A 13,312-nucleotide genomic window follows, 5' to 3' on the forward strand; every position below is an offset into this window, starting at 1 on the left:
GTAGTTCAGCCCCTTGGATGATGTTTGGCATGAATGGCTTCAAGGCGTGCCTGAGCCACGCGCGTGTAAATCTGTGTGGTAGAGAGGTCGCGATGACCGAGAAGTTCCTGCAGCACGCGCAGATTGGCACCGTGGTTGAGCAGGTGGGTCGCAAAGGCGTGGCGCAGGGTATGTGGTGACAGCGACGCCTCAATGCCTGCCCGGGTCGCGTGGTGCTTGATGCGATACCAGAAAGTCTGTCGCATCATGAAACCATCGCTGCGTCCCGGGAACAGGGGAGCGCGGGTAATGTCGGCCATCAGCTCACCGCGCCCTTCACGCAGATAGCGCTCCAGCCATTCGATGGCAGGCTCGCCCATTGGTACCAGCCGTTCGGCATCGCCCTTGCCCAGTACGCGCACCACGCCCTGACGCAGATTAATGCTGTCCACCCGCAGCCCTACCAGCTCGGAGACACGAAGCCCACAGCTGTAGAGCACCTCCAGCATGGCCCGGTCACGCAGACCCAGCGCGGTGGTCACATCCGGCGCGCCAAGCAGCCGCTCGACTTCTTCCTCTTCAAGCGTGCCCGGCAGCCCCGCACTGGCTCGCGGCGCCACGATGTCGGCCAGAGGGTCATGCTGGATCTGGCCGGTGACCAGTGCCCAGCGATAAAAACGGCGCAGGCTGGAGGTCAGTCGGGCATCGGAGCGTGCCTGATAGCCATTTTGACGACGCTCATCGATCAGGTTTTGATAGACCTGACTCTCCGGCGCCAGAAGGCTCATGTCATGACGTGACAGATAGCGCTGCCAGTGCATCAGATCACATCGATAGGCGTCCAGCGTATGTCGGCTGGCACCGCGCTCAAGCCATAGCGCATCAAGAAAGGCATCGATCAGCTGGCTGGACATGACAGTCTCTCATGAAAACACGACAGTGATTCGGGCGGTCATCCTGAACCCTTCAGACAGGCCGGTACCCAACAGACAAAAACCCCGCCCATGATGCATGGTGCGGGGTCTTTGAGAAACTGCCCGATGACACCGGGCAGTGACGAAAAGGCTCAGGACTTCTTGGCGAGCTTTTCCTTGATACGTGCAGACTTGCCGCTGCGATCGCGCAGGTAGTAAAGCTTGGCCTGACGAACATCACCACGACGACGCACTTCAATGCTGTCGACCTGACGGCTGTAGGTCTGGAAAGTACGCTCAACGCCAACACCGTGAGAGATCTTGCGCACGGTGAACGCAGAGTTCAGTCCACGGTTGCGCTTGCCGATGACAACGCCTTCAAACGCCTGCAGACGCTCGCGGCTACCTTCCACGACCTTGACCTGTACCACGACAGTGTCGCCGGGGCCGAAATTCGGGATTTCCCTGTCCAGCTGCTCGTTTTCAAGCGCCTGGATAATCAGGTTTTTGCTGCTCATGACATTTCTCCAATGTGACTGGACCCGGTAGCAGTGTCTGCAACACCGGCGTCCTTAATCCCGGCGACATGCGCGGGGTCGATTCGTGGGTGACGCGGCATCATTCGAACCATGGTCCGCTAATCCCGCACCGCCGCATCGGCATCCACCGATGCGTGTTCGTCGATGAACTCGTCCAGCAACTGACGCTGCTCACGGTCGAGTATCATCTCCTGCAGCAGTTCCGGCCGACGCTGCCAAGTCCGGCCCAGAGACTGCTTGAGGCGCCAGCGGCGAATCTCGCCATGGTGTCCTCCCAGCAGCACTTCCGGTACCCGCTGCCCGTCAACCTCTTCCGGACGCGTGTAGTGCGGACAGTCCAGCAGGCCAGCGCTGAAGGAGTCCTCTTCGGCAGAGGCCTGATGGCCCAGCACGCCCGGCACCAGTCTTGCCACGGCATCACAAAGCACCATGGCGGGCAGTTCACCACCGCTGAGCACGTAATCACCGATGGACCACTCTTCATCGATATCAAGATCGATCACGCGCTCGTCGATGCCTTCATACCGACCGGCCACCAGCACCAGATTCCGATAGGAAGCCAGCTGCCTGACACCTTCCTGATCCAGCTTTCGCCCCTGAGGGGAAAGATAGATCACGCGTACCGGCGCATCGTCATCCTGTCCGGCCTGCTCTTCGCCGTGACGTCGGGCCTCGGCAATGGCACTACGCAGGGTATCTACCTTCATCAGCATGCCGGGGCCGCCTCCATAGGGGCGATCATCCACACTGCGATGGCGATCCAGCGCGTAGTCACGCGGATTCCAGCAGTCGATGCGCATCAGGCCACGCTCTACGGCGCGCCCGGTCACCCCATAGCGGGTGACGGCATCAAACATTTCCGGAAACAGCGATACCACTCCAATCCACACGGCCCATTACTCGCCTGAAGGGAAAACAGTCATCAAAAATCGGGATCCCAGTTGACGGTCATGATGCCGCCCTCAAGATCCACCTTTTGAATCACGTCATCCGGCAGAAATGGAATCAGGCGCTCGCGGTCTTCACCACGAACCACCAGAACATCGTTGGCACCGGTTTCGAACAAATACTCGACACATCCGAGCGCAACGCCATCGACCGTATGAACCCTGAGCCCTTCCAGCTGATACCAGTAGTACTCATCGCTGGCCAGCACCGGAAGCTCATCGGCCTTGAGCCAGATGGTAGCTCCCGCAACACGCTCGGCGGCTTCTCGTGAATCAACACCATCAAGGCGAACCACCAGTCCCTTGCCGTGACGCTGACCGTTAAGCAGGGTCATGGGCGTACGCTGCCCATTGTGCTCAACCAGCCATGTCCCGTAGGAGAGGATACCCTCCATGGGGCTGGTCCACGAATACACGCGAAGCCACCCTTTTACGCCATAGGGGCTGGTCAGCTTGCCCATGACGACGTACTGCTCAGGCGACTGCGTCATACCGATTCCAGAACGTATCAGGCGGAAGCGGTTTGCTGCTTGCGCGCAAAACGCACGAGCTCGGCAACGCGATCAGAGAGCTGTGCACCCTGAGCCTGCCAGTGTTCGATGCGCTCGAGGTCGATACGCAGACGTTCCTGCTGACCACGGGCGATCGGGTTGAAAAAGCCCACCTGCTCCAGATAGCGGCCGTCACGCTTGACGCGCGAATCAGTCACATGCAGGTGATAAAAGGGACGCTTCTTGGCGCCACCACGTGCCAGACGAATGGTAACCATTTAAAGTCCTTCAGTTGGAATAACGTCGCTCAACTGCACGACGAGGCCATAAACATGTTGCGCGCATCATCCTGATCACAAGCGTTACCGGAAAACTCACCCCGGAAAACGCCATGCGCAGGCGCGCCGCTTCTCGAAGACGCGGTATTCTACGGGAAATTTCAAGGCTTGGGAACTGCATAAATGCAGTTCCCAGGCAAGCGAAATCGGGCACTTCTCAACGACGCGGGAAACCGCCCGGACCACCCATACCGCCCATGCCTCCGCCGGGGCCGCCCATGCCGCCACCGCCGCCCATCATGGAGCTCATACCGCGCATCATCTTCTGCATGCCGCCCTTTTTGCCCATCTTTTTCATCATTTTCTGCATCTGCTTGTGTTGCTTGAGCAGACGGTTGAGATCCGGCACGGTCGTCCCGGAACCTGCACAGATGCGGCGCTTGCGCGAGCCGTTGATCAGGTCGGGCTTGCGGCGCTCCTTCGGCGTCATGGAATTGATCATTGATTCGAGCTTGCCGAACTCCTTCTCGCTGGCCTGCCCCTGGGCCATTTCGGCCATCTGTCCCATACCGGGCAGTTTTTCGAGCAGACTGCCCATGCCGCCCATGTTCTTGAGCTGCTGGAGCTGATCACGAAAGTCCTCGAGATCGAAGCTTTCGCCCTTTTTGATCTTTTTGGAGAGCTGATCGGCCTTGGTGCGATCTACCTTGCGCTCGGCTTCCTCGATCAGGCTGAGCACATCCCCCATGCCAAGGATGCGCGAGGCCACACGGTCCGGATAGAAGGGTTCGAGAGCATCGGTCTTCTCGCCCATCCCCATGAACTTGATCGGCTTGCCGGTGATATGACGTACCGACAGCGCCGCACCACCACGGGAATCGCCGTCTGCCTTGGTCAGGATCACACCGGTCAGCGGCAATGCCTCGTGGAAGGCCTGCGCCGTATTGGCGGCATCCTGACCGGTCATGGCATCGACCACGAACAGCGTTTCCTGCGGCGAGATGGCGCGATGGAGATCGCGAATCTCGCCCATCATCGTCTCGTCGATGTGCAGACGACCGGCGGTATCTACCAGTACTACATCAAAAAACTGAATGCGGGCATGACGGATGGCCGCTTCAGCGATCGCGACCGGCTGTTGTTCGCTGGTTGAGGGGAAGAACTCGACGCCGACCTCATGAGCCAGCGTTTCGAGCTGATCGATGGCCGCCGGACGGTAGACGTCCGCCGACACTACCAGCACCTTCTTCTTTTGACGCTCGCGCAGAAAGCGGGCCAGCTTGGCAACGGAGGTGGTCTTGCCCGCGCCCTGCAAACCGGCCATCAGAATGACGGATGGGGTCTGCTTGAGCTCGAGCGGCACGTTGCCCTCGCCCATGGTCGCTTCCAGCTCCTGCTGGACGATCTTGACGAACTGCTGACCGGGCGAGAGGCTTTTGGAAACCTCCTGACCCACGGCGCGGGCGCGAACGCGTTCGACGAAGTCCTTGACCACTGCCAGCGAGACGTCGGCTTCCAGCAGGGCACGCCGAACTTCGCGAAGGGTATCCTTGATGTTCTCCTCGGTCAGTCGTGCCTGGCCGGTCACGGATCTGAGCGTATGAGAGAGACGATCTGTCAGGTTATCAAACATGAGCTTCTCCGATGGTGCAGCGGCGGCGGCAGAAACGTGAAAGGCGCCCATGCCGAGACCGGAAAATGTTGGTGCGCATTATAACGGTTCAAGGCGTCGCCATACACCAGCCTGACAAGGATTCGTGAACAACCGGATATCGATCCGCAAAGAGACCTGTCGCCTGCTCCACGGACATGTCCGGTTTCGATTGGGGTTGGGTCTCGGTATAGTGGTCAAGCCCCGTGATCTGCATCACGACTTGCACGTCAGGTTCGCGATTTCCATACGGATTGTCATATAACGATGCTCACGCTTTTTTCTGCCCTTGTGGCAGTCGTGTTTTATTGCACCGCCGCCTGTCGTCAGATGCTGTCGCTCACCCGGCGCCTGCCCGCTCGCCAGGGACTTGTGAATGCGGCCAGCGCCCTGGCTGTCGCGGGTCACGGCGTGGTGGTCTACACCACGCTACGCGCACATGATGGACTGCACCTGGGCATTTCCGAGACCATTTCACTGGTCTTTTTCCTGATTGCTGCCCTTTTACTGCTGGCCAGCGTCAAAAAACCGCTCATGCCGGCCGCAGTAGGGCTTTATCCTCTGGCAGCCCTGAGTGTCATGGGGGCCGTCGGCTTTCCCGAGTCCAGCATCGAATATGGTTTTACGCCCGGCATGCTGGCGCATATTGCCACATCGGTGCTGGCCTATGCGCTGCTGATCATGGCCGCCGGCCAGGCCATTTTACTGGCCGTCCAGACACATGCGCTCAAGCACAATCATTTTCGTGGCATCGTTCAGGTTCTACCGCCCCTGACGACCATGGAGAAGCTGATGTTCGAGCTGATTACCTATGGCATGGTCTTTCTGACCGCCTCGATCGTCAGCGGCTTTTTGTTCATCAACGATCTGTTTGCCCAGCACCTGGTACACAAGACCGTATTATCCCTGCTGGCCTGGGTGCTTTTTTCCATCCTTCTCTGGGGTCGATATCAGCGCGGCTGGCGCGGCTCGCTTGCCATTCGCTGGACGCTGGGCGCCGTCATCATATTGATACTGGCCTATTTCGGCACCAGGCTGATCGTACAGTTGTTGCATGGCTGATTCAGCCGGCATTCATGGCAACTTCTGCCAATGCCGCCTTGACACTCATGACACAAATTTCTAAAAACGACCGATAACTGATTCCGAGGATCCACCGACCTTGAGCGATGACACTCCCCTGGGGCTGATGTTTGCCCTGCTCGTGCTGCTCATTATCCTGTCTGCCTTCTTCTCGAGCTCGGAAACCGGCATGATGTCCATCAACCGTTACCGGTTGAAGCATCAGGCCAATACAGGGCACAAGTCCGCCAAACGGGTGCTGCGAATGCTGTCGCGCCCGGACCGCCTGATCGGCGTCATTCTGATCGGCAACAACTTCGTCAATAATCTGGCGGCCTCGATCGGCACCATCATTGCCATTCACTTTTTTGGTGAGGTGTCGGGCCCTGCCATCTCGACAGCAATTCTGACCCTGGTCGTTTTGATCTTTGCCGAGGTCACACCCAAGACCATGGCAGCATTAAGGCCTGACAAGATCGCCTTTCCCGCTTCTCTGGTTCTTGAGCCCCTGCTGCGGGTCCTCTACCCGCTTGTCTGGCTGGTCAATGGCATATCCAACGGCCTGCTGCGTCTTGCCGGCATCCGCGAGATGGACGGCAGCGCCGCCAACCTGACCCGCGATGAACTGCGCACCGTCGTGCATGAAGCCGGCACCATGATCCCCCGCCGCCACCAGACAATGCTGATCTCGATTCTTGATCTGGAAAATGTCACGGTCAACGACATCATGGTGCCGCGCCACGAAGTGGTCGGGCTCAATCTCGAGGATGACCTGGAGACGCTGCTTTCCGAGATCCGCACCAGTCAGCACACGCGCGTACCGGTCTACAAGGGGGACATCAATAACATCATCGGCATCCTGCACCTTCGCAATGCCGCCCGTATCATGTCCCAGCCCAATGTCAGCAAGGCCTCCATCGTGCAGGAGGCGCGCGAGCCCTATTTCGTGCCCGAATCTACTCCCCTGCACACCCAGCTGCTCAATTTTCAGCAGCAAAAGCGACGCATCGGCATTGTGGTCGACGAATACGGTGACGTGCAGGGACTGGTCACGCTTGAAGATATTCTTGAAGAGATCGTGGGTGAGTTCACGACCGACATTGCTGACACGCATCAGGAAATTCATCAGCAGGATGACGGGAGCTACATCATTGATGGCACTGCCAACATCCGTGAAATCAACAAGGTTCTGAGCTGGCAGCTGCCGACCAGCGGCCCCAAGACACTCAATGGATTGATTCTGGAGTATCTGGAATCCTTTCCTGACGCACCGGCCAGTCTGGAGATTGGCAGTGTTCGTCTCGAGATTCTTGAGATCAAGGAGAACCTGATTACATCAACACGCTGCTGGCAGACTCAAAGGCGTGCGACGCGCGCAGCCGACATGCATCAATGATCGATCCGGACACATACGCAAGAGCGCTTTTGGGATTGAGTTAAGCCTGTTTTGTTAAGTTGCGCGATATCCATGACGGCCTTTCCGGGAACGCATGATGATATCGCTCACTTTTCCGCACGATTTACGTGCAACAGGTCAACATGATGTTCATGGATAGCCTCCGACTGCGCTTATTCGCGCTTTGCTGCCTGGCAACGTTCCCGACGTTTGCTGCGATGGCATGCGCCTGTCAGAAGGAGGGTCAGGATGTCTCTCAGGATGAGGTGCTTCAGATGACCGAAAATGGTCATATCGAGCCCTTTCCGGTCATACTCGAGAAAGCGCGCGGGTATCGCAGCGGGAAACTGCTTGAGGCCAAGCTCGACTGCATTGATCAGCGTTATGTTTACGAAATTGATATGCTCGATCATGATGGACAAATCAGGGCGCTTCGCTTCGATGCCGTGACCGGCAGGCACCTGGATCTGGAAGAAGATGAGAGGGGTAATCATGCGGTTGCTATTGATTGAAGACAATGTTCCGCTTGCGGATGAACTGACTGCCCTGTTTACCCAGAACGGCTACGCCGTCGACTGGTGCACGGACGGCCGGGATGCTGCCGTCATGGCCACCAGTGAACCCTTTGATATCATTATCCTGGACCTGGGCCTGCCCGGCCGTCCGGGGCTGACGCTTCTGGAACAGTGGCGGGCCGATGGGCTCGACACGCCCATACTGATCCTGACCGCTCGCTCCAGCTGGAGTGAGCGCATTACCGGACTGCGCGCTGGCGCAGATGACTATCTGCCCAAGCCCTTCCATCCCGACGAGCTGATTCTGCGTCTTCAGGCACTGGTTCGCCGCCGTCACGGTCAGCGCCCCTCTCCCACCATTTCGGTGGCAGGGGTTGTACTGGATGAAAATGGACAGAGCGCCTGGCGTACCTCCAACGAAACGCCGGTCAACCTGACCCGCGCCGAGTTTGCGATCCTGCGCTATCTGATGCTCCACCCCGAACATGTCATTGCCAAGGATCGCCTGCTTGATCACCTCTACGACAGTGAACACGATCGCAACCCCAACGTGGTCGAGGTGCATATCAATCATCTGCGCCAGAAGCTGGGGCGTGGCGTGATCATCACCCAGCGCGGACAGGGCTATCGTTTCGGTGGTGACAGCGTCGTCGCCTGATGTCACTGACACGTCGTCTCGATCTGGGGCTGCTGGCCTCGGTACTGGTGGTCATGCTGCTGCTGGCCCACGGCAGCGTGGTGCTTTTCGATTACGTTCTGCGCGACTACCTGACAGAAAGGCTGCGCGAGGATGCCGAAAGCCTGGCCACTCTACCAGTGGATCGGGACGGTCAGGTCCAGATCGATCCACTGCGTCTTCGTGCCTCCTTTAACCAGGTCTACTCGGGCCAGTATTTTGTCATCGATATCGATGACGATATCCACCTGCGCTCCCGCTCGCTCTGGGATCACCGCCTGAAGCCGGTGGAAGGCGACACTGCCCAGATCCGTCAGGGGCCCGAAAACCAGTCCCTGCTGGCCTGGACCGGCCAGTACCATCGCGGCAAACATCATTTCACCATCACTACAGCGCTGGATTACAGCACCGTCACCCGGCGTCTGGACTGGCTTCGCCTGTGCATCTGGGGCCTTGGCGGCGTCATGGCGATCCTGCTGGTCTTCATCCAGCGCCGCGTCATTCGCCTTGGCCTCATGCCGCTGGAGAAACTCCAGCGCGAACTTGCCCAGCTGCATGAGGGCAAGCGCATGGCACTGGAAACCCAGGTACCGGATGAAATCGCCCCGTTTGTCGAAGAGCTCAATCACCAGCTGGAACGTATCGAGCGGGTGCTCAACCGTTCTCGCGATGGCATCGCCAATCTCGGGCATGCGCTCAAGACACCTCTATCGGTGATGGAAACCCAGCTGGCGCGTCGCGAGCTTGAACAGCTGCCTGACCTGCGCAAGTCACTTCAGGCGCGGCTGGATGACATTCACCGTCTGGTGGAGAAGGAGCTTCAGCGCGCCCGACTGGATACCGGCGAGGTCTCTGCAGCCGCTCGCTTTCAGCCTGACAGCGACATTCAGCCCCTGCTGGACACCCTCCGCGAGATTCACAGCAACGTTACCTTCATCAACGACAGCGCGAACCTGCCGCCCCTGCCCTGGGATCGTGACGAACTGCTGGAGATTCTGGGCAACCTGCTGGATAACGCCGGTAAATGGGCCCATGGTCTGGCACGCCTGACCATGTCATATGAAGGGCGGAAGTTCGTCATGCTGGTGGAAGATGACGGCCCCGGCATTCCGCCGGAGCAGCGAAGCCGGGTAATGGGGCGCGGCACGCGCCTGGACGAACAGGTCACCGGCCACGGGCTGGGGCTCGGGATCGTGGAACAGATCGTTCACCATCACGGTGGCGATATCCAGCTGGGTGAAAGCGATCTGGGCGGGCTGGCCGTCACGGTTGAATTACCTGCCCCGCCAGGGCCTTGACGAACCAACAGGTGACCGCCCTCCCTATTTCAACCAGATTTCAGTTCTGCTCCTGACGAACCATGTCGCCATGTTCCATCGGCGCTTCCGGATCGCGAAAGGGCTTGTTATGAGCGTACCCATCAATACTGGTCTTGAGCGCGGCAACGCTTGCCTGCAGCGACTCCCGGGTTGATGTCTCGGACGCCATGGGCGCACCGAAACTCAGACAAACCTTCGCACGAAAACGTCTGGGCACTCCCTTGAAGGGCATACCGTCGTAACGCGACGACCATGACCCCCAGAGCCCGGACAGTGCTGCCGGCACTACGGGTACCGGGTCACGCTTGAGAATCAGATCAACCCCTCGGCGAAACTCGTTCATGTGACCATTGCGGGTCAGCCGCCCCTCGGGGAAGAGCATGACCACTTCACCGTTTTGCAGCGCCTTGCTGACCATGTCCAGCGCCCGACGCATTCCCTTGGGATCACGCCGCTCCGAGGCGACCGGAATAGCGCCGGCCATGCGAAAGAACCAGTTGAGCCAGGGCGATTCATAGATGGGCTTGTCCATCAGAAAGCGTAGCGGTCGCGGGCTGGCGCCCCCCATGACCAGTGCATCCATGAAACTGACATGATTGCAGACCACTATCGCGGCCCCTTCGTCAGGGATGTTTTCAATCCCCCGAATACGCAGCCGATACCACATGTTGACCAGTACAAAGATGCTGATGCGCATCATGGGGCGCGCCTGCAGCACCGCGCAGACCAGCGCCGTGATCAGAGAAATGAGCGCCAGCGAGGCAAAAAAGGTATGAAGGGAAACCCCCAGAACGCCAATCATTACGGCACCGAAGGCTGCCGATAGCACCATGAAAAGGGCATTGAGAATATTGTTGGCAGCAATCATGCGTGCCCGATGCTCATCGCTGCTTCGAATCTGTACCAGCGTATAGAGCGGAATGATATAGAGCCCGCCACCAATCCCGATCAGGATCAGATCCAGCAGCATCCACCAGAAACGCGGCATGCCCACAAGCTCTGCCAGAGTATTGACACCATCCCCCATGGCGGGATGAAGGGCAAAATCAAGCCCCGCCAGCGCCAGCACAAGGGCACCGATGGGCACCAGCCCCACTTCCAGTCGACCGGCTGACAGACGGGCACAGATCAGCGACCCCAGCCCGACGCCCACGGCAAAGGCCGCCAGCAACATGGTCACCGCCCCGGCCTGCCCGTGGACAACGTGACTGGTCCAGAGCGGCAATTGGGTCAGATAACAGGCGCCCAAAAACCAGAACACGCTGATCCCGATCAGGGCTCGAAAGATGCCGGGAGACTGCCAGGCGTTCGAGAGCACCTGCCAGGAGCCTCGAAAGGGTTGCCACTTCAGCTGACCCGGAGAATGGGCCGGCGCCGGGGGGACCAGCAGGGCCGCCCCCAGTCCGCATAGCGAAACCACTACCAGCGTGACACCGATCAATATGCGCGTGTGCTCCCCCCCAACGCCATAAGAATGCCGGCCCCAAGCGTGCCGAGCAAAATGGCCAGAAACGTGCCCATCTCGACCCAGGCATTGGCCTGCACCAGCTCGGTACGCTGTACATGCTGAGGAAGAATGGCATATTTGACCGGGCCAAAAAGCGCCGACTGGGTCCCCATCATGAACAAGAGCCCCAGCAACAGGGCATAAGCATCCAGCCAGATGGCGAGTGCAGCGCAGGTCATGGTGGCCAGCTCCAGCCACTTGAGTGCAATGATCAACTGCCGCTTGTCACGGTAATCGGCCAGCTGCCCGCCCCAGGCCGAAAACAACAGATAGGGCAAAATGAAAAGCGCGGCGGCCAGATTGTTGATCAACCCGGCATCCCAGCCCAGACGAGGCACGGCCACAAAGGTGACCAGCAACAACAGCACGTTTTTGAAGACGTTATCGTTAAAGGCGCCCAGCGCCTGGGTCCAGAAAAAGGGCGCAAAGAAACGGCTGCTCATCAGGCTCAGGACATTTCTCAATGAGCTGCCCCCCCGGCACGCAGACCGGCCAGTATGGTATACAAAAGCTGATCCAGCAGTTCGGTCACCTCAAGCGCCTGCCCCTGGCCATAGCCCAGGCGTTCGTTGAGTCCCAGCTGGACCAGGCCATGCACGCTGCCCCAGAGAGTACGCGCCAGACGGCTGGCCTCAAGGTCTGCCATCTGTGGCTGAACTTCCTTGAGCGTGGCCTCGACACGCAGGAAAAGCGCCTCGATCATCCTGCCCTGGCGAGTATCGAGTTCCCCCTCCTCGGCCAGCGGATAATCAAACAGCAGCTGCCAGCGATACGGATAACTGTGAGCAAAGCTCCAGTAGGCTCTGGCCAGAGCGCTCAGACGCTCATCGGGCGTGCCGGCCTGAAAGGTATCAATCTGCTCTTTCAGACTGTCCAGCGTTTCAAGGTTGACGTACTGAAGCAGATTGTTGAAGCTGCCATAGAGTTTGAGCAGCGTACTGGGCGCACAGCCGACATCGCGAGCGATGGAACGCAGTGACAGGGCGTGGATGGGATGATCCTTGAGCCAGCTGTCGCATGCCGCCATGACGCTGGCATGCAGCTCCTCCGGTGAATGCTGTCTTGGGCGCGCCATGAAAATTCCTGTCTGTTATATTTTGTGATCGAACACTGTTTTCATACAGCATATCCAGCCTGTTTTCAAAAGCAAGAGATATCAGGGATGCTTGAAACACACGGCCGGTAAACAACGCTTGTATACGGATACATGATATTTCAGGGACTGTCATGACAAGACGTCCGTACTGTCCACCATTTTCATGTCCTCGGGAGCGATTGCCATGGCAGGGCGTTTGTATATTGAAGCACTGGATACCGCCCGGCTTCTCGATGATGTCGTGGTTGACCAGCCTGTCGTGGCCAGTCCCAATCTTGCACCACGACACTGGCTATCGATGCTTCGCCTGGAACAGGGGCACATCCATCTGGGGCGCGCGTTCTGGGGCATGACGCCTTCCTGGCTCAAGGTGCTCGATCACGCGCCACACTGTGCCCGCGCCGAATCACTGGATGAAAGACGCATGTTTCGTGAGGCCTTCAGTGCCAGACGCTGCCTGATTCCCGTCTCCGGCGTCTATATCTGGAAACAGTTGCCACGCCAGAAACAGCCCTTTCTGATTACCCGGGTCGATCGCGCCCCGTTCATGCTGGCCGGCATCTGGTGTCGATACATGACCGATACCCGAACGGCCTTTGACTCCATGGCGTTGATCACCGTGGACGTCGATGCACCACTTACGCCGCTGACCGACCGCTTCCCTGCCGTCATCGATGCCGATCAGGCAGGCCCCTGGCTGTCGCCCGAGACACCACTGACTCAGGCACGCGCGTTGCTTGCCCCGGCGCCACCGGCTCTGCTCGGCGCCTTCCCGGTCGAACGGCTGGTCAATGACCCGACCAATCAGCAATGGCACTGTGCACGCCCCACCGGACACATGCTGACCGCCACACGCGGCGCCATTCACGTCACCGGGCACTAGCCGGTCACCCGAACACTTTCAGCGCACGGGGCAGGTATGTCCCATGCGCGCGAGCAATA

General features: G+C 58.9%; 15 protein-coding genes. 6 read left to right on the forward strand and 9 right to left on the reverse strand.

Features of this window, described 5'->3' with window-relative positions:
- Positions 1-5: 5 nt before the first annotated feature.
- The 6 genes from xerD to ffh form a co-directional block, all read right to left on the reverse strand.
- Positions 6-893, reverse strand: coding sequence for a site-specific tyrosine recombinase XerD (xerD, locus tag B9G99_RS03035; RefSeq protein ID WP_086620700.1), 888 nt, complete (start codon positions 891-893; stop codon positions 6-8).
- A gap of 152 nt (positions 894-1,045) precedes the next feature.
- Positions 1,046-1,411, reverse strand: coding sequence for a 50S ribosomal protein L19 (gene rplS / locus B9G99_RS03040; protein ID WP_086620701.1), 366 nt, complete (start codon positions 1,409-1,411; stop codon positions 1,046-1,048).
- A gap of 119 nt (positions 1,412-1,530) precedes the next feature.
- Positions 1,531-2,322, reverse strand: coding sequence for a tRNA (guanosine(37)-N1)-methyltransferase TrmD (trmD, locus tag B9G99_RS03045; protein ID WP_086620702.1), 792 nt, complete (start codon positions 2,320-2,322; stop codon positions 1,531-1,533).
- A gap of 32 nt (positions 2,323-2,354) precedes the next feature.
- Positions 2,355-2,870 carry a ribosome maturation factor RimM gene (gene rimM, locus B9G99_RS03050; RefSeq protein ID WP_086620703.1) on the reverse strand — a complete coding sequence of 172 codons (516 nt, stop codon included), beginning with the start codon at positions 2,868-2,870 and terminating at the stop codon, positions 2,355-2,357.
- 17 nt (positions 2,871-2,887) lie between these two features.
- Entirely contained in the window at positions 2,888-3,148 is a 261-nt protein-coding gene (gene rpsP / locus B9G99_RS03055) for a 30S ribosomal protein S16 (protein ID WP_086620704.1), read from the reverse strand.
- A 217-nt stretch (positions 3,149-3,365) separates the two neighbouring features.
- Positions 3,366-4,781, reverse strand: a complete 1,416-nt coding sequence (gene ffh, locus B9G99_RS03060) for a signal recognition particle protein (protein ID WP_086623249.1) — start codon at positions 4,779-4,781, stop codon at positions 3,366-3,368.
- 285 nt (positions 4,782-5,066) lie between these two features.
- On the opposite strand from ffh, the gene B9G99_RS03065 reads away from it, so the two are divergent.
- The 5 genes from B9G99_RS03065 (at position 5,067) to B9G99_RS03085 (ending at position 9,746) form a co-directional block, all read left to right on the forward strand.
- Positions 5,067-5,861: a cytochrome C assembly family protein gene (locus B9G99_RS03065; protein ID WP_086620705.1), complete on the forward strand. Its 795-nt coding sequence runs from the start codon at positions 5,067-5,069 to the stop codon at positions 5,859-5,861.
- A gap of 100 nt (positions 5,862-5,961) precedes the next feature.
- Positions 5,962-7,257 (forward strand): HlyC/CorC family transporter, encoded by a 1,296-nt coding sequence (locus B9G99_RS03070; protein WP_086620706.1) that lies wholly within the window; start codon positions 5,962-5,964, stop codon positions 7,255-7,257.
- A gap of 128 nt (positions 7,258-7,385) precedes the next feature.
- Positions 7,386-7,769 (forward strand): PepSY domain-containing protein, encoded by a 384-nt coding sequence (locus B9G99_RS03075; protein ID WP_086620707.1) that lies wholly within the window; start codon positions 7,386-7,388, stop codon positions 7,767-7,769.
- Positions 7,750-8,430 carry a response regulator transcription factor gene (locus tag B9G99_RS03080; RefSeq protein WP_086620708.1) on the forward strand — a complete coding sequence of 227 codons (681 nt, stop codon included), beginning with the start codon at positions 7,750-7,752 and terminating at the stop codon, positions 8,428-8,430. Before B9G99_RS03075 ends, B9G99_RS03080 begins: the two co-directional genes overlap by 20 nt.
- Positions 8,430-9,746 (forward strand): sensor histidine kinase, encoded by a 1,317-nt coding sequence (locus B9G99_RS03085; protein WP_086620709.1) that lies wholly within the window; start codon positions 8,430-8,432, stop codon positions 9,744-9,746. Before B9G99_RS03080 ends, B9G99_RS03085 begins: the two co-directional genes overlap by 1 nt.
- 40 nt (positions 9,747-9,786) lie before the next feature.
- Here the strand turns inward: B9G99_RS03085 and B9G99_RS03090 are convergent, their stop codons facing one another.
- From B9G99_RS03090 to B9G99_RS03095, 3 genes are read right to left on the reverse strand one after another with little or no spacing between them, the layout of a single operon-like run.
- Complete coding sequence (locus B9G99_RS03090) at positions 9,787-11,208, reverse strand: MFS transporter (RefSeq protein WP_227875907.1); 1,422 nt, start codon at positions 11,206-11,208, stop codon at positions 9,787-9,789.
- Positions 11,205-11,717 carry an MFS transporter gene (locus tag B9G99_RS16905; protein WP_227875908.1) on the reverse strand — a complete coding sequence of 171 codons (513 nt, stop codon included), beginning with the start codon at positions 11,715-11,717 and terminating at the stop codon, positions 11,205-11,207. The genes B9G99_RS03090 and B9G99_RS16905 overlap by 4 nt, the downstream gene beginning before the upstream one ends.
- Positions 11,718-11,734: 17 nt before the next feature.
- Positions 11,735-12,349 (reverse strand): TetR/AcrR family transcriptional regulator, encoded by a 615-nt coding sequence (locus tag B9G99_RS03095; RefSeq protein ID WP_086620710.1) that lies wholly within the window; start codon positions 12,347-12,349, stop codon positions 11,735-11,737.
- Positions 12,350-12,554: 205 nt separating this feature from the next.
- On the opposite strand from B9G99_RS03095, the gene B9G99_RS03100 reads away from it, so the two are divergent.
- Positions 12,555-13,253: an SOS response-associated peptidase gene (locus tag B9G99_RS03100; RefSeq protein WP_086623250.1), complete on the forward strand. Its 699-nt coding sequence runs from the start codon at positions 12,555-12,557 to the stop codon at positions 13,251-13,253.
- The last annotated feature ends 59 nt before the right edge of the window (positions 13,254-13,312 follow it).

Source organism: Kushneria konosiri (assembly GCF_002155145.1).
Taxonomy (GTDB): Bacteria; Pseudomonadota; Gammaproteobacteria; order Pseudomonadales; family Halomonadaceae; genus Kushneria; species Kushneria konosiri.